Origin of the sequence: Bacillus sp. DTU_2020_1000418_1_SI_GHA_SEK_038, assembly GCF_032341175.1 — a bacterium.
Taxonomy (GTDB): Bacteria; Bacillota; Bacilli; order Bacillales; family Cytobacillaceae; genus Cytobacillus.
Genome location: NZ_CP135435.1, coordinates 4,351,352 through 4,374,840, shown reverse-complemented (window position 1 = coordinate 4,374,840; position 23,489 = coordinate 4,351,352). Strand labels below are relative to the sequence as shown.

Annotated in this window: 22 protein-coding genes; 12 read left to right on the top strand and 10 right to left on the bottom strand. The window is 39.4% G+C overall.

What is annotated here, in order from left to right; genetic code table 11:
- Positions 1-23: 23 nt before the first annotated feature.
- Positions 24-1,553 carry an alkyl hydroperoxide reductase subunit F gene (ahpF, locus tag RRV45_RS21590; protein WP_315666701.1) on the bottom strand — a complete coding sequence of 510 codons (1,530 nt, stop codon included), beginning with the start codon at positions 1,551-1,553 and terminating at the stop codon, positions 24-26.
- Positions 1,554-1,565: 12 nt separating this feature from the next.
- On the bottom strand, positions 1,566-2,135 hold the full coding sequence (gene ahpC, locus RRV45_RS21585; protein WP_315666700.1) for an alkyl hydroperoxide reductase subunit C: 570 nt from the start codon (positions 2,133-2,135) through the stop codon (positions 1,566-1,568).
- Positions 2,136-2,504: 369 nt separating this feature from the next.
- Between ahpC and RRV45_RS21580 the strand changes: the two genes are divergently transcribed.
- On the top strand, positions 2,505-2,684 hold the full coding sequence (locus tag RRV45_RS21580) for a hypothetical protein (RefSeq protein WP_315666699.1): 180 nt from the start codon (positions 2,505-2,507) through the stop codon (positions 2,682-2,684).
- Positions 2,685-2,800: 116 nt separating this feature from the next.
- On the opposite strand, the gene RRV45_RS21575 is transcribed toward RRV45_RS21580, so the two are convergent.
- The gene (locus tag RRV45_RS21575; protein ID WP_315666698.1) at positions 2,801-3,322 is read right to left on the bottom strand and encodes a DinB family protein; all 522 of its coding nucleotides are present in this window, start codon (positions 3,320-3,322) and stop codon (positions 2,801-2,803) included.
- Positions 3,323-3,554: 232 nt separating this feature from the next.
- On the opposite strand from RRV45_RS21575, the gene RRV45_RS21570 reads away from it, so the two are divergent.
- The 7 genes from RRV45_RS21570 (at position 3,555) to proC (ending at position 12,164) form a co-directional block, all read left to right on the top strand.
- Positions 3,555-4,793: a pyridoxal-phosphate-dependent aminotransferase family protein gene (locus RRV45_RS21570; protein ID WP_315666697.1), complete on the top strand. Its 1,239-nt coding sequence runs from the start codon at positions 3,555-3,557 to the stop codon at positions 4,791-4,793.
- A gap of 217 nt (positions 4,794-5,010) precedes the next feature.
- Entirely contained in the window at positions 5,011-5,697 is a 687-nt protein-coding gene (locus tag RRV45_RS21565; protein ID WP_315666696.1) for a response regulator transcription factor, read from the top strand.
- Positions 5,684-7,738, top strand: a complete 2,055-nt coding sequence (locus tag RRV45_RS21560) for a HAMP domain-containing sensor histidine kinase (RefSeq protein ID WP_315666695.1) — start codon at positions 5,684-5,686, stop codon at positions 7,736-7,738. The genes RRV45_RS21565 and RRV45_RS21560 overlap by 14 nt, the downstream gene beginning before the upstream one ends.
- Before the next feature lie 385 nt (positions 7,739-8,123).
- Positions 8,124-9,623, top strand: a complete 1,500-nt coding sequence (locus RRV45_RS21555; protein ID WP_315666694.1) for a malate:quinone oxidoreductase — start codon at positions 8,124-8,126, stop codon at positions 9,621-9,623.
- 243 nt (positions 9,624-9,866) lie between these two features.
- A complete protein-coding gene (locus tag RRV45_RS21550; protein ID WP_315666693.1) occupies positions 9,867-10,223 on the top strand; it encodes a nucleotide excision repair endonuclease in 357 nt (118 codons plus the stop codon).
- Between the two features lie 82 nt (positions 10,224-10,305).
- Entirely contained in the window at positions 10,306-11,247 is a 942-nt protein-coding gene (locus RRV45_RS21545) for a TRM11 family SAM-dependent methyltransferase (protein WP_315666692.1), read from the top strand.
- Positions 11,248-11,327: 80 nt separating this feature from the next.
- Positions 11,328-12,164, top strand: coding sequence for a pyrroline-5-carboxylate reductase (gene proC, locus RRV45_RS21540; RefSeq protein ID WP_315666691.1), 837 nt, complete (start codon positions 11,328-11,330; stop codon positions 12,162-12,164).
- A gap of 93 nt (positions 12,165-12,257) precedes the next feature.
- On the opposite strand, the gene kynB is transcribed toward proC, so the two are convergent.
- From kynB to RRV45_RS21505, 7 genes are all read right to left on the bottom strand, one after another.
- A complete protein-coding gene (kynB, locus tag RRV45_RS21535) occupies positions 12,258-12,887 on the bottom strand; it encodes an arylformamidase (RefSeq protein WP_315666690.1) in 630 nt (209 codons plus the stop codon).
- Between the two features lie 74 nt (positions 12,888-12,961).
- Positions 12,962-13,816 (bottom strand): tryptophan 2,3-dioxygenase, encoded by an 855-nt coding sequence (kynA, locus tag RRV45_RS21530; protein ID WP_315666689.1) that lies wholly within the window; start codon positions 13,814-13,816, stop codon positions 12,962-12,964.
- A gap of 91 nt (positions 13,817-13,907) precedes the next feature.
- Positions 13,908-15,191 (bottom strand): kynureninase, encoded by a 1,284-nt coding sequence (kynU, locus tag RRV45_RS21525; protein ID WP_315666688.1) that lies wholly within the window; start codon positions 15,189-15,191, stop codon positions 13,908-13,910.
- Positions 15,192-15,344: 153 nt separating this feature from the next.
- Positions 15,345-15,656 (bottom strand): STAS domain-containing protein, encoded by a 312-nt coding sequence (locus RRV45_RS21520; RefSeq protein ID WP_315666687.1) that lies wholly within the window; start codon positions 15,654-15,656, stop codon positions 15,345-15,347.
- 27 nt (positions 15,657-15,683) lie between these two features.
- Positions 15,684-17,366, bottom strand: a complete 1,683-nt coding sequence (locus tag RRV45_RS21515; RefSeq protein WP_315666686.1) for a methyl-accepting chemotaxis protein — start codon at positions 17,364-17,366, stop codon at positions 15,684-15,686.
- Position 17,367: 1 nt separating this feature from the next.
- On the bottom strand, positions 17,368-17,823 hold the full coding sequence (locus RRV45_RS21510; protein WP_315666685.1) for an ATP-binding protein: 456 nt from the start codon (positions 17,821-17,823) through the stop codon (positions 17,368-17,370).
- Complete coding sequence (locus tag RRV45_RS21505; RefSeq protein WP_315666684.1) at positions 17,816-19,297, bottom strand: SpoIIE family protein phosphatase; 1,482 nt, start codon at positions 19,295-19,297, stop codon at positions 17,816-17,818. The genes RRV45_RS21510 and RRV45_RS21505 overlap by 8 nt, the downstream gene beginning before the upstream one ends.
- Before the next feature lie 251 nt (positions 19,298-19,548).
- On the opposite strand from RRV45_RS21505, the gene RRV45_RS21500 reads away from it, so the two are divergent.
- The 4 genes from RRV45_RS21500 (at position 19,549) to RRV45_RS21485 (ending at position 23,468) form a co-directional block, all read left to right on the top strand.
- Positions 19,549-20,223 (top strand): PspA/IM30 family protein, encoded by a 675-nt coding sequence (locus RRV45_RS21500; protein WP_315666683.1) that lies wholly within the window; start codon positions 19,549-19,551, stop codon positions 20,221-20,223.
- A 229-nt stretch (positions 20,224-20,452) separates the two neighbouring features.
- Positions 20,453-21,481 carry a TFIIB-type zinc ribbon-containing protein gene (locus RRV45_RS21495; RefSeq protein WP_315666682.1) on the top strand — a complete coding sequence of 343 codons (1,029 nt, stop codon included), beginning with the start codon at positions 20,453-20,455 and terminating at the stop codon, positions 21,479-21,481.
- Positions 21,478-22,272: a TPM domain-containing protein gene (locus tag RRV45_RS21490; RefSeq protein WP_315666681.1), complete on the top strand. Its 795-nt coding sequence runs from the start codon at positions 21,478-21,480 to the stop codon at positions 22,270-22,272. The genes RRV45_RS21495 and RRV45_RS21490 overlap by 4 nt, the downstream gene beginning before the upstream one ends.
- A gap of 200 nt (positions 22,273-22,472) precedes the next feature.
- The gene (locus RRV45_RS21485) at positions 22,473-23,468 is read left to right on the top strand and encodes an SPFH domain-containing protein (RefSeq protein WP_315666680.1); all 996 of its coding nucleotides are present in this window, start codon (positions 22,473-22,475) and stop codon (positions 23,466-23,468) included.
- Positions 23,469-23,489 lie beyond the last annotated feature (21 nt).

Genomic DNA, 23,489 nt, shown 5'->3' with positions numbered 1-23,489 from the left:
AGTGACTTTCATAAATTTTAGATTTAATTTCGAATTAGATAATCGAATGCGCCTAAGGCCGCATTCGCACCTGATCCCATAGAAATAATGATCTGCTTATATGGATTGTTCGTGCAGTCTCCTGCAGCAAACACGCCAGGGAGGTTCGTTGCGCCACGATTGTCGACAACGATTTCACCGATTCTAGTCTGTTCAACGGTTTCACCTAACCAGTCTGTATTTGGCACAAGACCGATTTGGACAAATACTCCCGCCAATTCGATATGCTTCTCTTCCTCAGTGTCACGCTCAACGTAAGTAATTCCGTTTACCTTATCAGTGCCGGTAATTTCTTTCGTTTGAACATTCTTCAGGACTGTGACATTCGATAAGCTGTTAAGACGGTCTTGGAGTACTGAATCTGCTTTAAGTTCTGGATTAAATTCAAGAACGGTTACATGTTCGACAATTCCTGCAAGGTCAATGGCAGCTTCAACGCCGGAGTTACCGCCGCCAATAACCGCGACTTTTTTCCCTGCAAATAATGGGCCATCACAATGCGGGCAGTACGCCACACCCTTATTCTTAAACTCAGCCTCACCAGGTACACCGATATTGCGCCAGCGAGCACCTGTTGAAAGGATAACGGATTTGCTCTTTAGAACAGCGCCATTTTCCAGTTCAACTTCAATGAGGTCTTTCTTTTCTAAACGCTTAGCACGCTGTAAGTTCATCACATCGATGTCATACTCTTTCACATGCTCTTCAAGGCTTGCGGCGAGCTTAGGACCTTCCGTGGACTTTACACTGATAAAGTTTTCGATGCTAAGCGTGTCCATAATCTGACCGCCAAAGCGTTCAGCAACAATACCTGTGCGAATGCCTTTACGTGCTGCATAGATGGCCGCACTTGCACCCGCAGGCCCGCCTCCTACAACAAGGACATCGAATGGATCCTTATCAGCAAACTCGGACGCATCTGGACCGCCTCCCATTTTGGCAAGGATTTCTTCTAGTGACATACGGCCGCCGCCGAATTCTTCGCCATTCAGGTACACGGTTGGTACAGCCAGAATGTCTTTGCTTTCTACTTCTTCTTTATATGCAGCCCCATCGATCATCGTATGTGAAATATTAGGGTTAAGAACGCTCATCACGTTCAATGCTTGTACAACATCAGGACAGTTGTGACAACTTAAGCTGATGTATGATTCAAAGTGATATTCGCCCTTAATACTTTTCACTTGATCAATGACTTTCTTATCAACTTTCGGAGCTCTTCCACTTACTTGAAGCAGAGCTAACACTAATGAAGTAAATTCATGGCCAAGAGGGACACCCGCAAACGTTACTCCGGTGTCTTCGCCGATACGATTCACACTAAAGCTCGGCGTTCTTTGTAATTCTGTGTTCTCAACTTTTATATTTTGTGACATAGTGGCTAATTCATCGACTAAAGCCAGCATGTCGCGAGAAACTTCATCAGATCCCGCACTTACTTTGAGAAGTACATCGCCCTCCATCATTTGAAGATATTGGGCTAATTGTGCTTTTATATCTGCATCAAGTATCATGGATGACACTCCTTAAATTTTCCCTACAAGGTCAAGGCTTGGCTTAAGTGTAGTAGAACCTTCTTGCCATTTTGCCGGGCATACTTCACCTGGGTTGTTACGCACGTATTGTGCTGCCTTAATTTTATTTACAAGAATACTTGCATCACGTCCGATGCCGCCTGCGTTAATTTCAACTGCTTGAACAACACCGTCCGGGTCGATGATGAAAGTACCGCGATCTGCAAGACCTTCTTCTTCGATTAGCACATCGAAGTTGCGAGAAAGTTGTTGTGAAGGGTCGCCAATCATCACATATTTGATTTTGTTAATAGTTTCTGAATGATCATGCCATGCTTTATGTGTAAAGTGTGTATCTGTTGAAACAGAGAAAACTTCCACTCCAAGGCCTTTTAGAGTAGCATATTCGTTTTGAAGGTCCTCAAGCTCAGTTGGGCAAACGAAAGTAAAATCAGCTGGATAGAAGCAAACAACACTCCATTGTCCTTTCATGCTTTGTTCAGTAACCTCAATAAATTCGCCGCTGCCTGCATCATAAGCTTGTGCTTTGAATGGTAGAATTTCTTTTCCGATTAGAGACATATTAAATCTTCCTCCTATATATGTTTTTAAATCTTAGATAGTTTGGGCATAAAGCCATAATTTTAAAAGGAAAAAATGATTTAATCATTATTCCTTAATTAAAATAATTCTAATACAACACTGATTATTATATAGAATTTACTTTTTGTCAACAATTATACTTAAGTTTTTTGAAATACGTTGGGATATTTATGGAAGTTGTTTATATGATGGGTCTAGTCTTATCTTGTAAAAAGGGATTTACTATGATTTTGCATGGGAGTTTATTTTTTCATTTACTATTGATATTTATCAATTAACCAATATTTTCAGAAAAAAGAGGAGTATTGAAAAGGAACGTACAGTAATGAACGAAAAGGAGATATTGTCATGTCGGGCATTGTTACGAAACTAAGTGAAACACGAGGTGAGGTAAATTTGGCGGGTCCTAATAGCGGGGCACATATCGAAGAGATTCTTAGTGACTTGGGCTATACGGAGGAGCAAATTGAATCATGGGTAGAAAAAGGGATAATTAAGACAGCGGCCACGGTCGAAAAAACTCTTTGATTTTTTAAGTGCCAGATACCGTTCAGAGCAACAGACTTTTACTGGTATCTGGCACTTTTTTATACAAAGGTCACCAAGAACATTAGGATTATTCTATTTTCCTAACGGAAATATTATTATTTTAATATGCTTAAATATTCTTTCCACGGACCGACGTCTTCCTTGTATCTTGTAGCCATGATCCGGACGACTTGGGCAATATGAGTTAAGTCGTGAACAACCCAAGTAGAAAGCAATTCTCTTAATTTCACAGCGCCAAATTCAGGATGTGATCCAGTTAATTCAAGATGTAATTCAGGTTTAATCTGAATCTTTAGTTTGTTTATATTTTGTGTTCTAATCATTTTAAACTCAAGCAGTCTTTGTTTAATCGATTCTTCAGACTTTTTGTTTAAATGTGAGTAGCGGTCAAATGGTGGGAAGAGCTTATTTTCACAATCCTGAAGAATGACCTCTAATCGGGGTACCCAATTGTTTTTTTCGCATTCAATGAGGTGATCAATCACTTCAGTAGCATTCCATGTCCCTTCGCCTTCATTACATGACAGCCAGTCAGCAGATAAATCACCTAAAAAAACCTCTAAAGTTTGTGGGGTGCGCTCCAGAACTTCAATGGTTTCTTTCATATTAAAATTCATATGATATCTCCTTTTATTTTTTAATAAAATATGTATATTTAATAAACAATAGCACATAAGCCCTCAAGGGGATTAGAAACATTTTCATAAAAGTTTTTCGAATTGTCCGTTGATTCAACTACTTTATGCTGTTAAAATCTAATTATTCATTCTTAATACAGTACCGCTTAATGGACATAAACTTATAATTATTCATATATTTTAAAATTTATTCATAATAGGAGTTAAAACTATGACCAAATACAAAGATTTGAATGTCCCACTCAGAACAATTATGACACCAGGGCCGGTTGAGGTCGATCCGCGAGTATTAAGGGCGATGGCTACCCCGATTTTAGGACAATTTGATCCTGCATTTACGAATATCATGAATGAAACGATGGAAATGCTGAGAGACGTGTTTCAAACAGATAATCACTGGGCATTCCCGATTGACGGAACTTCGAGAGCGGGGATCGAAGCGGTCCTATGCAGTATCATTGAACCAGGAGATAAAGTGTTAGTTCCGATATACGGCCGATTTGGCTACCTTTTAACTGAAATCTGCCAGCGCTATGGGGCAGAGGTGACAACAATGGAGGTTCCTTGGGGAGAGGTGTTTGATCCGGAGGTTGTTATTAATAAGATTCATGAGATTTCTCCAAAAATGGTTGCCATTGTTCATGGAGAAACATCGACTGCATGCATGCAGCCGCTAAAAGAAATTGGCGAAGCTTGCCGTAATGCAGATGTTTTGTTAGTTGTCGATGCAGTAGCTTCATTAGGAGGAGTCGACATCAAGGTGGATGAACTCAAGCTTGATGCTGTTATTGGCGGTACGCAAAAATGCTTATCCATTCCATCCGGATTAGCTCCGATTACTTATAACGATCGAATTGAAGAAGCAATTAATAAACGTAAAAGCATCGAATTAGGCTTGAGGAAATTCCAGAGTGAGCCATCTAATAACCGAATTACAAGCAATTATTTTGACTTAGCACAGCTTCAGGATTATTGGAGTCCGGTCCGCTTGAATCATCATACGGAAGCAACGAGCATGCAATATGCTTTAAGAGAAGGGCTTCGTATTATTCTTGAAGAAGGACTTGAAAACCGCTTCGCCCGCCATAAGCTAAATGAAAAAGCATTAGTTGCAGGAATTAAAGCGATGGGCCTTGAGTTATTTGGTGATGAAAAGAACAAACTACCTGTCGTGACCGCCATTGAGATTCCGGAAGGGATTGATGGCGATGAGGTACGCGCCATGATGTTAGAAGATTTTGAGGTGGAGATTGCCAGCTCTTTTGGCCCGCTTCACGGAAAGATTTGGAGAATCGGGACAATGGGATATAGCTCCCGTAAGAAAAATATCCTTCATGTTCTTTCGGCATTAGAAGCAGCCCTTATCCGGAAAGGCGCCAATGTGAATAAAGGCGAAAGCTTACAGGCAGCATTGAACGTATATGATGAATCCAAAAAGCAGACAACTTAAATACATTTAATGATCGGAACTTGAGGTTTAATTCCAATTATTAATATCTAATGAAGGTGCTATTTTAAGAATGGCGCCTTTTTCTTGTGCTTCTCTACTTCTAAAAATAAGAAAACCTTAAGATTTATATAAAGGGTTTGTTAAGATTTGACGGGTATGATGATTTTAGATGAATAATAAAGGGGAGATAGGTTATTAAATTCAGGAGTGAACGTACATGAACATATTAGTTTGTGATGATGATAAAGCCATTGTCGATGCGATAGGAATTTACTTAGTTAATGAAGGCTATCAAATTTTCAAAGCATTTAATGGAATAGAGGCGATCGATTTTATCGATCATCAGGAGATTCATTTGATTATCATGGATATTATGATGCCTAAGATGGACGGGATAAAAGCGACCATGAAGATTCGAGAAACTAATAAAATTCCATTAATTATGCTTTCCGCGAAATCGGAGGATTACGACAAAATATTAGGTTTAAATATTGGGGCGGATGACTACATAACCAAGCCTTTTAATCCTTTAGAGCTTATTGCAAGAGTTAAATCCCAGCTGAGAAGATACACAACATTGGGCGGGCTGGAAACAAAGAAAAATGTATTTAAAACGGGCGGACTTGTGATTGATGATGAAAGTAAAACAATAACGGTCGATGGAGAAGCGGTCCACCTTACACCGGTGCAATATAAGATACTAAAGCTTCTAACAGCAAACGCCGGGAGAGTGTTCTCTATAGAGGAAATTTATGAGAAGGTATGGAATGAAACGGCGTTTAGTCCGGAAAATACTGTCACCGTCCATATAAGAAAAATTAGAGAGAAAATCGAAATCAATCCGAAAGAGCCAAAATATTTGAAGGTAGTGTGGGGAGTTGGATATAAAGTTGAAAAAATATAGCCACTTAATGACAACAAAAATCATTGTTTTTATCATGATGATTACATGTTTTACAGGTGCCATCCAAGCATCTGTAGATTTAGATGTAAATGATCATTTTGGAATCGTTTTTGAAGACAACTACTTTCGCAGCCATTCATTTGTTCGGGAAAGCGAACCTCTCATTTTCAACCTCTCTCGACTAATCGGCGAATATAAGAATGAGGAACATATTTTAAATGGAGGAACGATCAGGGAGAATGAATTAAGAAACGAAGAAGAAAACTTATTTGAAGATTATCAATTCCATTCCAAAAGTTTTAATCCGAATTTAAGTGAAGCGGAAAACTATGGAAATTTTAAAGAAGAATATGCGGATAAGATCTCTCATGCAAGGGACAGGCTGATTAAGAATGATTTAAGAGAATTTCATTTATTATTGCAAAATATAAAAGAGGTTAAAGGTCCTTTGTATTATGCTAGTGATGGTGAAAATGTATATAAGAACAGTACACAGACAGAAAAAGGACAGTTTAAAACATATCCCGCTTATTTAGTGTTTGAGGATTATTCAAGTGAAATTTACCCAGAAGAAATAGAAGAAAATGAATCCTTCTATTCGTTAACAGAAGAGGAATTTGATCAGAAAGGTCAGGTTATTTATGTTGCTTTTACGGACGAATTAATAAATAACAAAATAAAAGAGTGGAAAGAAAATAAAGCAATAGCTACAAAGGACTTTTATAGATTAGTTGGATTTTTTTCGGGATTTATTCTTTTATTTCTATATTTGATCACTGTGGCTGGCAGGAAATCATTTAAGGATGAAGAGGTACATTTACACGCAATAGATAAATTATATGTTGATATAAATATTTTCCTATTCTCAGGACTTACGGTGATATGGGTTGCCATGATGGAATCTGTGACTTTTTCAAACATCCACAAAGCAGTCATTCCGATCACGATTCCGATTTCAGCAGCAGGGTTTATGCTCTTTCTATCCCTAGTAAGGCATTGCAAAAATAGAACGTTTTTCAAGCATACTTTAATCTATCAAATTATTTACGCATTAGGTAAGTTTATAGGAGATGTATATAAAAACGGAAATGTTGCCGTAAAGACGGTATTAATCGTTATCGGCTATCCAATATTGATTGCATTAACATTTTTCATGTTCCCGATCACTTTAGGTCTTGCTGCTTGGTTTTCCTTAAGAAGAATCAAGTCATTTAATGCCATAAAGGAAGGGGTAGAGAGAATAAAGGATGGGGATATTCATCATAGCATTGATGTTGGCGGAAAAGGAGAGTTTGCGAAACTAGCAGCAAATATAAACAGCATCACGGATGGATTGAAAAAAGCGGTGGACAGTGAATTAAGAAGTGAGCGGCTAAAAACAGAGCTAATCACTAATGTATCCCATGATATTCGAACACCTTTAACTTCCATTATTACCTATGTGGATCTACTGAAAAAGGAAAAGGACCCAGCAAAGGTGGAGGAATATATTGAAGTATTGGATCAAAAATCGAAACGGTTAAAAATACTAACTGACGATTTATTTGAAGCAGCAAAGACATCTAGCGGAAATATTCCGGTTCATCTTGAGCGAATCGATATTGAATCACTAATAAACCAAGGGCTAGGGGAAGTTAACGACAAAATTGAGGAGTTAGGTTTAGAATTTAAGTTCAACTATCCTAAGGAAAAGGTATATATGAAAGCCGATGGAAAACTATTATGGAGATCCATTGAAAATGTACTATCCAATATATTCAAATATGCGCTAAATGGATCGAGAGTCTATATCGATATCGAGGATGCAGGCAACGAAATCCTTCTCACCTTCAAGAACATCTCAGCCTACGAGCTTAACATTTCTGCAGACGAATTAATGGAGCGTTTTAAAAGAGGGGATGAATCAAGATCCAGCCAAGGCAGCGGTTTAGGATTATCCATTGCGGAAAGCCTGACCGACATACAAAAAGGCAAATTTATTATTCAAATTGATGGAGACTTGTTTAAGACGATGATCTATATGCCTAAATATAGTGATTGATGGATCTTTAGAAAAATATAAAGTGAATGGGAATTGGATATATAAGGGGAAGTAACAGTAAACCAAAGCTTTAATCCTAGCAAAAAAGAAGGGTTAAGGCTTTGGCTGTTTGTGTGTTCCTGGGGATATTTGATGAACTTCTCATTTTTTCTCACCTTTTAAATAGCTTAAAATTATCATATAATAGTAAATGTATTAATCTATTAATAAATGTGTTATACTTATAATCAATTGTGATATACTTTAAATAAAATGTGATACACTGCGATAAGTTTATTATTGATACAGAATCGGTGTGGACTAGGTCGCGCCTTGCTTGGTGTGGCGCTTAAGAAGGAATGCCTGCATCCTTTCTGCAAATTTTACGGTATAAGGGATGGTTAAAATGAGCAACAGCGAAACTAAAACTGACGTCATCTTAATTGGTGCCGGAATCATGAGTGCGACTTTAGGGACACTTCTGAAAGAATTAGTACCGGAATGGGAAATTTCAGTATTTGAAAAGCTCGAAAATGCAGGAGAAGAAAGCTCTAACGAATGGAATAATGCAGGAACAGGGCATGCAGCATTGTGCGAGCTTAACTATACAAGCGAAAAACCAGACGGATCTATAGATATTAGCAAGGCTATCAAAATTAATGAACAGTTTCAGCTTTCCATGCAGTTTTGGTCTTATCTTGTCAATAGAAAGCTAATCAATAATCCGCAGGACTTTATCATGCCATTGCCTCATATGAGTATGGTACAAGGGGAAGAAAATGTAACGTTTTTAAAGAAACGTTTTGAAGCGCTTTCAAATAATCCTTTGTTCCAAGGGATGGAATTTTCTAATGACCCAGCAAAATTAATGGAATGGATTCCGCTTATTATGGAAGGCCGTACATCGAATGAACCAATCGCAGCGACAAAAATTGACAATGGAACGGACGTCAACTTTGGCGCTTTAACACGCATGTTATTTGACCATTTAAAAAATCAAAACGTTGAAGTCAAATACAAACATCAAGTTGAAGATATTAAACGGACAAGTGATGGTTTATGGGAATTGAAAATTTGGAATATGGATACCGGCACCATTGAACGCCATACTGCAAAATTCATTTTTATCGGTGGTGGTGGCGGGAGCCTGCATTTACTGCAAAAAACTGGAATTCCTGAAAGCAAACATATTGGGGGATTCCCTGTAAGCGGAATCTTTCTGTCATGTAATAATCAAGAAGTTGTCGAACAGCATCATGCAAAAGTGTACGGAAAAGCTAAAGTTGGCGCGCCGCCAATGTCTGTTCCGCATCTTGATACACGATTTATTGACAAAAAGAAATCGTTGCTTTTTGGACCATTTGCAGGCTTCTCACCGAAGTTCTTAAAAACAGGTTCAAATATGGATTTAATCACTTCAGTAAAACCAAATAATGTTTTAACCATGCTGGCCGCAGGTGCAAAAGAGATGTCATTGACCAAATACCTGATCCAGCAAGTGATGTTATCGAAAGAACAGCGGATGGAAGAATTACGAGAGTTTATTCCGACCGCTAAAACTGAGGATTGGGAATTAGTAGTAGCGGGTCAACGTGTGCAAGTGATTAAAGATACTGAAGCTGGCAAAGGGACGCTTCAATTTGGAACGGAAGTCATTAATGCCGCTGACGGCTCGGTTGCAGCATTACTAGGCGCATCTCCAGGCGCTTCTACTGCAGTCCATGTGATGCTTGAAGTCATAAATAAATGCTTCCCGCAACATGTGAGAGAGTGGGAACCAAAAATTAAAGAAATGATTCCTTCTTATGGCGTGTCACTAATGGAAAATCCAGAGCTTCTGCGTGAAATTCATACTTCAACAGCAGAGGTGCTTGGCTTAAGCGAAAAAGAGCTAGTTCATAGCTAATTCTAAGAACGTAGAATAAAATATAGAACCTTTGATCTATCTATAGATTGAGGGTTCTTTTTTATTTTAAAACTCGAAAGATTGATGTAAGCGGACATTTCAAGGGGGACAGTATTCATAACGATTCATACCGTCATTCTTTTTTCAACCGGGTAGTATCTTTTATAAAAATGGAGGTAAATTGACTATTGTAGAGAGATATGTAAAAGTTAAAAGTGATATTGAAGGAGGAACTGAACCAAAGTGATAAACATAACGATTCCAAAACCAACTGTAACCATTACGAAACAAAAGAATCCTGAGCTCAGTCATATTTATGGATTTACTGATTTTCATCTTATCCCTAGAGATAAGGGTGGTATTTTCATGTTTTATAACAGTAATCAAGAGTTATTATTCGTTGGGAAAGCAAGGAAGCTGAGACCAAGAATTAAAAAGCATTTTGAGGATACTGTATCCCCAATCAAAATGCATAGAGATGAAGTTACAAAAATCGAAGTTTGTGTGATTGAAGATCCTGTACATAGAGAAATTTACGAGACGTATATCATTAATGAACTTAAGTCGAAGTACAATATAGACAAGGTGTTTTTTAGATAAAGCTTATTAAAAGAGGCAATAGGTACAGTCAGATCAGATCATACCTATTGCCTTTTATCATTTTAGAAATTAAAGGATGAGAATGGTGGTTAGTAAATATATTTATACTTACAACTGTTACGAAGAAGAGCGTTCATTATGTGCTTTGGAAATGCGCTCATTATTTGGGATTGAGCCTCAATTCGGCATAGTAGAAAGCAATATAAAGATAGACCCAAGCCGAAGTCCATTTATGAAGGAAAGAGTTTCTGTTATGTATACGGCGGATAGCCTAGATCATCTACTCGAGCAAGTATCAGCCTTACAAGTAATGGGTGAAACATTTAAAGTGATTTATGTAAAAAATGGCGCTCCTTCAAAGACGGAAAAAGCAGGCTTTGAAAATCGGCGTTCTGTTGAGAGGAAAATTGGACTACATATAAATGGAGTGGCTGATCTCCATCACCCAGATCGATTGTTTGGTGTTATTGTAGTAAACGGAAGGTGGATTTTCGGCGATTATGTTGAAGGTGAGCCTGTTTGGTTTCGGCACCAGCAAAAGCCGCATAGTTACTCTACAGCGCTTAATACACGTGTGGCAAGAGCCATTGTTAATATCGCCATACCAAATCCAACTGGGATCAAGGCCATTGATCCTTGCTGTGGAATTGGGACCGTACTAGTGGAGGCTTTATCAATGGGGATAGATATAGTGGGGAGCGATAGGAATCCATTGGTTCTTGGGGGAGCTAGAGAAAATATTGCACATTTCGGACTTTCTGGAGAAGTGAAACTAGCGGATATCCGTGACATCAAAAATCAATATGATGTAGCGATTATTGATTTACCTTATAATTTATGTTCAGTCATCACTCAAGAGGAGAAAACCGAAATGCTTCAAAGTGCACGTAGATTTGCGAAAAGAGTTGTAGTGGTAACTGTTGAGCCAATCGATGAAATCCTTGTCAATACGGGGTTTGTTATGATTGACCGAGCTGTTGTTAGGAAAGGTTCATTTTCCCGCGAAGTAATTGTATGTAAGTAAATTCTTATCATAGTTATTTTACCTCAATTTCCCTATAATTAAGAAAAAAGCATCTATAGCGATTCTTAAGTTTCATAAAAATGAACACTAAGGAGTTTTCGATGATGAAAGTAGGATTTGTTGGGACAGGGAATATGGCGAGTGCCATCATTAAAGGGATGATTCATACAGAACATACAAAAGCGAAGGATATTTTTCTGTTTGATGTAGATATGGAAAAGATGCATCTGTTTGCTAGTGAAACTGAAACGAATACATGTGCATCTTGTGAAGAGTTAGTAGAATATGCAGATATATTGGTCTTAGCGGTGAAACCGAATCAATTTGAGGCAGTTTTAACCTCATTGAAAGAATGTATTAAAGCAAAGAACCCGCTGCTTGTTTCCATCGCAGCAGGTACTTCAATTGAAAAGATTCAACAGCTCACAGAGGCAGAAAGTGATCTCGCGATAATTAGGGTCATGCCGAACGTCAATGCCATGATTGGTGAAGGGGCGGCAGCTGTTTGCGGAAATAAAGCTGCTAGTCAGGAACAAGTAAACTTTGTTCTAGACATGTTTAATGCGATTGGTATGGCAATTGAATTACCTGAACATCACTTCAGTACTTTTACCGCTATTGCTGGCAGCTCGCCCGCTTATGCGTATTTATTTATTGATTCCTTGGCCCGTGGTGCTGTGAAAAATGGATTGCCGAAAGATTTAGCCAATAAGATTGCTGCCCAAGCTGTTTTAGGCAGCGCCAAGATGATTCTTGAAAGTGACGAGGATCCATGGGTGCACATTAATAGAGTTTGCTCTCCAGGCGGGACTACAGTAGCCGGATTAGTAGCATTAGAAGATCATGCGTTCATCTCAACCGTAATCAAGGGTGTCGATGCTACAATTAAAAGAGATGAGGAATTAATGAAAAATTGAGAGTAAAGACCATTCAACACTGATTTTCCACAAACGAAAATTGAATATTCCACGCTGTTGGGACAAGGGACCTGACCCCATGTCCCACGGTGATTAAAGCATCCGCAGCACAGCGCGCACTGGACTGGCATCCGCGCCTTCAATGGCGAGCGGCAGTGCAATAAGTTCGTAATCGGCTGGTTCGATGTTAGTCAGGACGATGTTCTCTAGGATATATACGCCATTCTGATTCAATGAGTGATGTGCTGTCATTGATTTACTGTCGGCTGCATCTACCGAAGGTCCGTCTGTACCGAGCAATCGTATGCCCTTTTCTTTAAAAAACGGACCGATATTCTCCCGAAAGACTGTGAACATTTCAGGGAATTGATTCACGTTTCTCCCCCTGCATGTTTTGAGAAGGAGTCGCTCCACTCCCTCTAGGTCGTGCATTACCAATTCTTCTTTTCCGATTTTTTTATGTCCCGTTACATCAATGACACGAGCCTTCCCAACGAAAATATTCACATCTAGCTCATGGATCCTCTCACCTTTCTCATCGAAGTGATACGGGGCATCAATATGTGTTCCAGTATGGACGCCAGTGTGGATCTGGCCAATATTGACGGACCCTGTCTGTTCTTTCGTGAAACTTAGCTTGAATGAAAAAGGAATATCCCCTGGCCAGATTGCGATGCCATTAGTCAAAGGTTGTGAAATATCGATCCATTTCCTTTCTTTCATCAAAAACACCACCATGTAGAAAGTTTTCTTTACAAAACCCGTTCTTCTCAATTACCGCTGATAGGTGATCAAGTCTATAGTTCCGTGCGCAAATCCCAAAGCTCAGGGAAGAACCTGTGATCAAGCACTTGTTTCAAATAATGGACCCCCGAAGAACCCCCTGTTCCCACTTTATAACCGATGATCCGTTCCACAGTCTTCATATGACGGAAACGCCATTGTTGCAGCCAGTCTTCAATATCAACAAGCTTTTCAGCTAATTCGTATAGGTCCCAGTATTTGTCAACGTTTCGGTAAACCTCCCGCCATGCTGCTGCTACACTCGGATCCCCTGCATATACCTTTGAAAAGTCCCGATTGAGGAGCTCTGGATTAATTTTAAAGTCAGCGCGGGCCAGCGCTTTAATCGAAACATCATATATACTTGGCTCTTTAAAGGCTGTTTCCAGCGCAGCATGAACAATCGGATCCTTCTCATAGATTTTTAAAATAGGAGTAGACTTGTAGCCTAAAGCAAATTCGATCAGTCTGTATTGATAAGACTGGAAGCCCGAAGCCTTTCCGAGAGTGTCACGGAATTGCAAGTACTCAGCAGGCGTCAAAGTGGATAAAACATCCCAAGCCTGTATGATTTGCGTCTGGGTTTTCGATACACGTGCAAGCTTTTTAAAGGCAGAATGCAGTTCATTCTGTTCAATTTCATGAATAGCTAATGAAAGCTCATGCAAAATCAGCTTCATCCAAAGCTCACTGACTTGGTGGATAATGATGAATAGCATTTCATCATGATGGTCGGAAAGCCGTTTTTGGCTTGTGAGAATTTTATCGAGGTGTAAATATTCGCCATAGGTCATATTGTCTTTGAAATCAGTAAAGATTCCCTTTTCTCTTTCAAGATTTTTATAGAGATCTGATATGGATTTTGACATGCGACTTCTCCCCCTTTGAAGTGTTCGTATCATCGAAAAGATTAGGCACTCATATCAGTTACGAGTGCTAGTCTAAGAAAGCGATTACATTTCAAGAGACAACATCACGCTTATTCTCAAATTTCTTGTATTGCTCTTCTGACATAATCTTTTTCAAAATCTGAACAACCTCCCATACTTCTTGAAAGGTATTGTATAAGGCAGCAGGTGCAAGCCGAATGCCGTTTGGTGTACGGTAATCAGGAATGACTCCGTTATCTTTCAGTGCTTTGCAAATCCGGGCTGCTTCTTGATGCTCAAGGAGCACATGCCCCCCTCGTTGTGAGCTATCAAGCGGACTTCCAATCTTGAAATGATATGCGCTTAATTGTGTGTCAATGAGTTGAATCATGTAGTCTGTCATCTTCAGGGATTTTGCACGTATTTTGTCCATGCCAGCCTCTTCAAACATTGATAATGATCCTAATAGCGGTGCCGCGCTTAATAAATTCGGTGTGCCCATTTGCATGGCTCCTGCAGTTTGAGCCGGCGTTAAGTTATGCTCCATATCAAACTGTTTGTTTTTATCAGAGCTGAACCAGCCAGCAAGTCCCGGTTTCGCTCCAAAGTGCTTCTCGTTTACATACATACCTGCAACTGCTCCGGGTCCGCCGTTTAAATGCTTGTAGGAGCACCAGAAAGCAAAATCTACACTCCACTCACTCAATGAATGCTGAATGGACCCGATAGAATGGCATAGGTCGAAGGCAACTAAGATTCCCCTCTTATGTGCTTCCTCTGTAATACGCTTTATATCCAATATTTGTCCACTCCGGTAGAGAACGCCTGCAAGGACAATCAGGACCACCTCATCTGTCATGGCTTCAATAATATCCTCTTCACAAATGGTAATACCATCTCTGCTCTTTACTTGGATCAAATGTTCCTCAGGATCCAGTCCACGAATCATTAGCTGGCTTTTCAATGCATAAATATCAGATGGAAAATTCAATTCATCCGCAAGAATTTTTGTCCTTTTTCCTTCTGGTTTATAGAAAGTCGATACAATTTGGTGTAAATTAACTGTCGTAGAACCGGTTACAATTACTTCCTTAGGATCTGCCCCGATAAGCGGTGCAGTCATCTTACCGAGCTTTTCAGGGAAATAGAACCAGGGATGTTCACCTTTAAGCCAGCCATCAATTCCATACGTCTTCCAAGACTCGAGTACATTGTGCAGTGCTTTCTCAGCCCTCTTTGAAAGCAGACCTAGGGAGTTACCGTCAAAATAAATCGTTTCTGGCTGCAAATAAAACTCATCACGATACTGCTTAAGTTCATCTTCAAGATCAAGCTTCTGGGCATATTCCTTTTTCAAAAACTCCTTCTCACTCATATGAACTAACTCCCCTTTTTATGAGAAATTTCAATCTAATATCCATGATGAAATTCTTAATTGATATTATGTAAACATTTAATGGGAAAAGGGGGCAGGTTAGTCCCAACTTGTTATTTTTGGATCTTGACCTGTCCCCATTCTCTTATCCTCCTATTCCAAATCAAACACCTTATTTAATCTAGTTAATTCGAAGAGTTCTTTAATATTCCCTTTTACCCCAAAGATTTTGAGGGCTCCGCCTTTTTGAACACATCTTTTATGAATAGCAATCAGAACACCGAGCCCGGAACTATCGATATAGTTAAGTCCATTCATATCAAACTCCATTGTATGGACGCCTTTGTCAATTTGCTGAAGGAGGCGTTCACGCAATTCTGTTGCGCCTTCGACATACAAATTGCCTTCTAATTCTACTTTAATCATATTTGGTTGGGTCGCAGAAATTTCCATCTTTTTAATCATGGTTCTCAATCCCCTTATTTTCTTAAATTAAATTTTAAAAACTTCAACTGCAGACCTTAACTCTTGAGCCATTGCGCTTACTTCTTCAGCACTGCTAGATACGGTTTCCATAGCTGTTGTCGTTTCTTCTGTCGAAGCAGCTACTTCTTCTGTATTGGCTGCGGTATTTTCCATAACAGTGGCAAGTTCATTAATTAACGCTACAATTTTGTCAGAGCTGGCCACTTCTTCATCGGTTACATTCGAAATCCCATCTACCTCTTTTAAAGTTGTAGATACATCCCTTAATATTCGATCTAAGGCATGTCCCGCGCTCGCGACAATTTGCACCCCTTGTTCCACTTCTAATCTATTTTGCTGCATCGCTTGAACGGCTTCAGTCGTACTTCCGGAAATTTTCCTTACAAGTTCTGCAACCTGCCTAGCTCCATCATTTGACTGTTCAGCAAGATTCCTCACCTCACTGGCTACAACAGCGAAGCCCTTTCCGTGTTCCCCAGCCCTTGCTGCTTCAATGGAAGCGTTAAGAGCAAGGAGATTTGTCTGATCAGCAATGCTGGTAATCATTTGCGTAATATGGCCAATCTCTTGAGAATATTGATCTAGCCTTTGGATCAATTCCTCTGTTTTAACAGTTCGATTATAAATTAATTCCATTTTATTAATGGATTCATTGACAATTTCCTTCCCCTCATTTGCCGTATGAAAAGTAGTATTCGAGTTTTCAAGTGCAGAACTGGCTTTTCCTTTTGCAATCTGAATGAGTGAAGAAAGCTCTAATAAAACTGAAGTTACATCAATGACTGATTGATTGCCTTTTTCCGTATTTTCCGCTACATGGTTCATTGCTCTTGAAACTTCATTAGCAGATGAAGCCACTTCCTCACTTGAAGCAGCCATTTCCTCTGATACGGCTGTCAATTCCTCAGCAGAATAATGGACTGAAGAAACGACCGATTTTAAGTTTGTCATCATTTGATTAAAGGAGCTTGCCAGTTCCCCTATTTCATCCTTATTTTTAACGAGAATCTCATCCCCTGTTAAATCCCCTTCTGCAATTTGACGAGCTCTTTCGGAAATGGCCATGACTGGTCGAGTAATCACTTTCCCTATAAATAGTCCAATTCCAACAGCAAGAATAATTGCAAAAACGATAACAATCATTAAAATCAATCTAGATTGCTCATATTTCTGTTGGTTTTCAAGCAGCAGATCATTAGCTTGATTTTTATGGATTTCAAGCAGTTGTTTTAAATGTTCACTTGCATTTGAAAATGGTTCACGAGCTATTTGTATACCAGCCAAGGCTTCATCAAATTGGTTATTTTGGATAAAGGATATATTTTTCTCGACCTGTGAGACAAATTTATTCCAATTTTCGACAAAATGATTAAACTCTTCACTTTCTTCTTCAGACATACTTTTGTGTTTATAATCTGTAATGAGTTTATCAATATGTTCCATATTTTCCTGTGCAATTTTTGTTGAATCTTCCTTAAATATGACAGAATTTAACATTTGCACGCGAGTATTCTCAGAAAACTTGGCGGTTTCTGCAATTAGGCTTAGAGGAATGAGGCGATCATGATATAGCCCTTCACCATTTTTATTTACGGCAGATAATGAAAGGATTGCCCAGAAACCAAGTCCAGCCATTAGAACGATGATTATTAAATAGGATAACAATAATTTCTTTGTTAGTTTTGACATCTTAACAAAACACCTCATCTTTGCTCGAACTAATTTGTTCTGTCCCTTTTGCTCTGACGAATTTCATAAGGAGAATTTCATTCCCTTTCTGGTTGAAATACAATTTATCAGAAGCCGCGTTCATAATGGATAGTCCCCTTCCAGATTCCTCATATAGTCTTTCTTCAAACGCAAGATTAGGAGAATAGGAGATTTTTTTTAATGCCTCAAGAGCGTTGAACCCTTCTCCGTTATCCTTTACTCTAACAATAAGGCGTTTACCTGGTGTGACCCGTACCTTTAAGGTAATTGGCTTTTCAGAGCCATTGGAACGGAGGGCATTGTTTACAGCTTCATTAATAGCTATCTCCATAAGAAAAGACTCTTCACTAAGAATTGCTTGAATATCCTCTTGCACCGAGTCTCTTAATTCCCAAAATTCTTCCTCTGTCCTAAACTTTAATTGGTATTCAATCATCGAATTGTCCTCCAAAAGGTTTTAGGTAAATTCCAATTAGAGTGGCATCATCCTTTAATTCATCTGAAGTCATTTTTTTAAACTGCTCTACATTGCTTTGGAAATTTCCGTTTAAAGGGATGGTATTTACGATATCAATCTGATCCATTAAACCGTCAGTCAAAAAAAAGATCGACTCATTTTGTTCGACAGGAATGGTTATTTCATCAAATAGGGACTCTTCTAATATTCCTAAATAGGAACCTGCCATTTTGACAATATTCCTTTCCCCATCCGTATTTACGATCAAAAATTTATTTATGCCTGCACAGGCATAAGTTAAAATCCGCTTATTCACATCCAAACGGAAACAAAGTGCTGCAGCAAATGTATCCTCGAAAAAGTAGTTCATGGATTCCTTATTAATAGTTGTTAGCACATCAACAAGTGAACGATTCTTGTCGAAATTTTGTTTAAATAAAACTCTTAAAATTGAATTTTGATAAGCTGCCGTAAGGCCATGTCCCATGATATCGATGATATAGCCCGAAAGAGTTCCTTGCTCTTTATCCCAATAATAATCAAAGAAATCGCCACTAACATAATCAGATGGCGTATAGATCGTATGAACCTCTAATTGATCTTCTTGTATGGGGAGAGGAAGTAAAGACCTTTGCAGTTTTCCAGTTCTAATTATATCTTTGCGGATTTTAGCTTCTTCTGATATATCTGTAGTAACTCCTACATAAAAAATAATCTTATTTCTTTCATCACGGATGGCAATAATATAAACCTTTTGAAGATATAATCTTCCGGTCTTGTGCCGGTTCCATACCTCTCCTTCCCAATTGCCCGTTGTGATTAAACTATTCCAAAGCTTTTGATAAAAGGTTTGATCATGGACATGTGATTTTAAAACACGGGGATTTTTTCCTAACAATTCATTAACGGAATAACCGGAAATAGAACAATAGGCTTCATTGACATTCAAAATTTTTCCTTTTGTATCCGTAATGACAATTCCCTCATTCATTTTTTGGAAAATGCGAGTGGATAGTTGGGATATTATTTCGAGCTCTTTCCTCTCGGTAATGTCCTTTCGAATAGATACGTACTGGTAAACTTTATTTTCCTTATTCTTTAAAGGAATAATGACCGTTTCAATCCAATAGTAACTGCCGTCTTTTGCTTTATTTTGGATTTCACCCTCCCAGATTTCACCTTTTGAAATCGTCTTCCATAATTCAGAGAAAAATTCCTTTGAGTGATAGCCTGAATTGAGAATGCTGTGGGTACGTCCGATTAGTTCTCCCCTTGAGTACTTTGAAAGTTCACAAAATTTATCGTTCGCATATGTAATAATTCCATTCTTATCAGTAATAGCTAGTATGGAAGAAACGTTTAAAGCATAGTAAATTTTATGCCAATCTTCAGGTGTTTCATTATGGTATGAAGCAATCCCCTTTTTATCCTCATTACATTCCCTTACGCTCATTTGACCAACACTTTCATTATGAGAATTAGAATTCAGAGAAATTGTATAGAAATTAGAAAATGATTACTAGGTAAAAAATCACACGTTCACAATCATGTCATAAAGGTGTGTCTAGTGTAAGAACGGTGGGATAAAAGGGGTGTTTAGCCTGTCCCATAAATACCACGGCAAAAAGTGAAACTTTATTGAATATTGCACAGTATAATGTAGTAATGTTTTCCAAAATGACCTTTAAGGAAGGAGCAGAACAGATGAGTATGATCAAAAGATTTAAAGATATTATGGCAAGCAATATTCATGCATTGTTGGATAAGGCAGAGAATCCGGAGAAGATGATTGATCAATATTTAAGAAGTCTAAATAAGGATTTAGGGAAGGTAAAATCGGAAACGGCATCAGTGATGGCAGAAGAGCAGCGGTCAAAAAGAGTCTTAAATGAGTGCCAAGAGGATATGGAGAAGATGGAACGCTATGCGATAAAGGCATTAGAGGCAGGGAATGAAGGGGACGCGAGGAGATTTCTGGAGAAGAAAGCAGAATTGGCAGCAAGGTTAGCTGAATTGCAGACGTCTAATCAATTGGCTTCAACGAACTCCCAGCAAATGAAGCAAATGCATGATAAGCTTGTCGCGGATATCAGCGAATTGGAATTCCGCAGAAATATGCTGAAGGCAAAATGGTCTGTGGCAAAGACCCAGGAACGGATGAATAAGCTTGGGGCACCTGCTGCCCATTCAGGCCAGTCCATATCAGCATTTGAGCGGATGGAAGAAAAGGTAAATCGCGCATTAGATGAAGCGAATGCCATGGCAGAACTAAATGCTGGCCCGAAAGATAATCTCGCGGAATTAACAGCTAAATATGATGAGGGAAGCATTGATATTGAAGATGAACTTGCCGCTTTGAAAAAGAGAATGAAGAAATAAGGATGTGGGGGCAGGAACCCCGTCCCACATAAGAATTGTCCCATCATTGCCCAAAAAGCTCTGTTTTGCTTTATGTGGTAAAAGAACGGCATCTACATTACCCGAAAGAACTCTAATTTAACTTTTACGGTAAATGAACAATATCTTTAATGCCCATATGTTCCTCCTTTTTCCTTTTTGAGTAAATAGGAGGAGAACAAGGAACCGTCCTTAAAAGAGGTGAGAGAGCGTGATTTTTCATTATAAATGCCCCAGCTGTGGGAGTGATATGAGCTTTGATGCGGAATCAGGCGAGTTATCCTGTCAGAGCTGCGGCAGTCATGAAAATATCGAAAATTATCCTGAAGAGTTGAAGACAGCGGCTTTTTCTGAGGATGAGGCAAATGAATATCATTGTGGGAACTGTGGAGCAATTTTAATCACAACAGCTGAAACAGCTGCAACAAGCTGCAGTTTTTGCGGGGCGGGTGTGGTCATTGCAGATCGGGTATCTGGCCTTCTTGCCCCTGCCAAGGTTATTCCTTTTACAATCAGTAAAGAAGAGGCAATAGAGGCCTTTAAGAAATGGTGCAGAAAAGGGCTGCTTACTCCAAAAGGCTTTATGACTGCAGACCGAATCAAAAGCATCACAGGCATGTATGTGCCTTTTTGGTTGTTTGATTTAAATAGCAAGGTGCAAGTAAATGCCACTTGCACGAAGGTCAGAACCTATACAAAAGGGGAGTATATTTATACGGAAACAAGTTATTATGATGCCTTCCGTGATATTAACCTTGATTATGTCAAAATCCCAGTGGATGCATCGGAAAAAATGCATGATGACTTAATGGATAGATTGGAGCCATACCCGTATGATCAACTAAAGGATTTTAAAACTCCTTATTTGGCTGGATTTATTGCAGAAAAATATAATTATACGGATGAAGAACTGCTTCCGCGGGCGAAGGGTAAAATAGATGACTATGTTGAGTCCTATATTCGTTCAACATTTTCGGGCTATCAATCAGTCAATTATAAGAATAAGCAAATTGATACGAGAAATGTAAACAGCTACTATGTTTTACTGCCTGTGTGGATGGTGAGCTATGATTTCAATCAAGCCGAGCATGTTTTTGCGATGAATGGGCAAACAGGAAAAGTGGTTGGCAAACCGCCAATTAGTTCGGGCAAAATAGCTATGTGGTTTAGCGGGATTGCAGCCGGAACCTTTTTCGCCCTTAAATGTGCCTCCTATTTGATGGGAGGTGGCTTTTGGTGAGCGGAAGTTGGGTAAACAAACGAGGGTTCTTTTTCCTTGTCGCCGCATTCCTGCTACTGTTGCCATGGGGGGTACCAGCCAAAGCAGATTCGCTTAATCAGAAGCAATATATTTATGATTTTGCTAAGCTGCTAACGGAAGAAGAAGTGTCAGAACTAGAATCCTTAGCAAGCGAATTAGGCAAAGAAAGAAACACCGCATTCCTCGTAATCACAGCCAATGGAACGGAAGGGAAGGACATCGTTCAATACGTAGAGGATTTCTATGATGAACAGGCTCCAGGCTATGACCAGCCGCATGGAAATACCGCGATATTAACGATCGATATGCAAGAAAGAGATGTGTATTTGGCGGGTTTTAAAAAGGCAGAGCAGTATTTGGATAACGGGCGGCTTGATAGGATCCGCAATAAAATAACCCCTGACCTATCGGAAGGCCAGTATTCTCGAGCCTTTTCCGGCTTTATCTACACGGCCCATCATTACATGGGATATGAGCCGGGCGTGAATCCGGAAAACCTGCTTTTTAAATGGTGGTTTCAATTAGCGGCAGCCTTATTGACAGCTGCCATTATAGTTATGATTATGGGCTATCGCTCCGGCGGCAGGGTCACAGTCCATGCCGGGACCTATATGGATAGTGCTAAATCGGGAGTGCTCAATAAATATGATAACTTTGTGAGAAAAACCGTAACGAAGCAGAAAAAGCCATCTTCCAAAAATAGCAGCGGTGGAGGCGGCGGAATTTCTAGCGGCGGTCACTCGCATAGCGGAAGCAGAGGCAAGTTTTAACTTTATTCAGTAGATTTCCGACACTTGGAATGAAGAATGCAAGCTAATTAACAATTCAATTAAAAAGTAAAATCCAGCTGAATAAAGTTAAAGCCTCCGGAAGATGCTCAGATTCTCAAAGGAAATTTATCGAGCAAGCGCAGGTATTATCTGAGCGCAAATACGCCAAGGCGTATTTGATAGAAGGGAGCAAATAATCAATGTCTTTTTTCAGAAACCAATTTGCAAATGTAGTGGAATGGCAAGAATTTAGAGATGATATGATTTTTTACAAATGGAGCAACCGGGAGATTAAAAAGGGGAGCAGATTGATCATTCGACCTGGTCAGGATGCGGTCTTCTTCAATAATGGGAAAATCGAAGGGGTATTTCGTGATGAAGGGGAGTATGATATCGAATCGCAAATTATTCCTTTTTTATCGACATTAAAGGGGTTCAAGTTTGGGTTTAACAGCGGCATGCGTGTCGAAGTGCTGTTTGTGAACACGAAGGAGTTTATTGAGAAGTGGGGAACGAAAAATGCGATTAATATCCCGACACTTGGACTTCCGGGCGGTATGCCAATTCGTGCGAACGGAACTTTTAATTTTAAAGTAAATGATTATGTGGCCTTAATTGACCAAATAGCTGGGGTTCGCGAGCAATATGTTGTAGAGGATGTCAAAATAAGGATTACCTCGATCCTTGATCAGCTCTTGATGAAATGGATTTCAAGGGAAGGGAAGGATATGTTCAATCTCCAGTCGAACACCTTCGAAATATCTAAAGGGATTCAAGAGGATTTAGATATGCAGTTGATTAAAAGCGGCATTACGATCACGGGATTTAATGTCATGAGCTTCAGCTATCCAAAAGAGATTCAAGATATGATTACGAAAAATGCCTCACACGGAATGGTCGGTAACGTGGATCGATACCAGCAAATCTCCATAACGGATGGAATGGCTTCTGGAAAAATGAGTGGAGGAGGAGCGGCCTCCGATATGGCTGGGATGATGATGGGGATGAATATCGCGGGTAAAATGCTGAATCAAATGAATCAGCAGGCCGACAATCAACCTGCGCCCTCACAAAATCCGCAGCCTCCTGCCCAACAAAATGCAGGCAATCAAAAGAGACCTAATTTCTGCCCTAATTGCGGGACAAAAACAGGTGAAGGTAACTTCTGCTCCAACTGTGGGCATAAACTTGTTTAACGGGGAGGGCCCGTCTAGTTT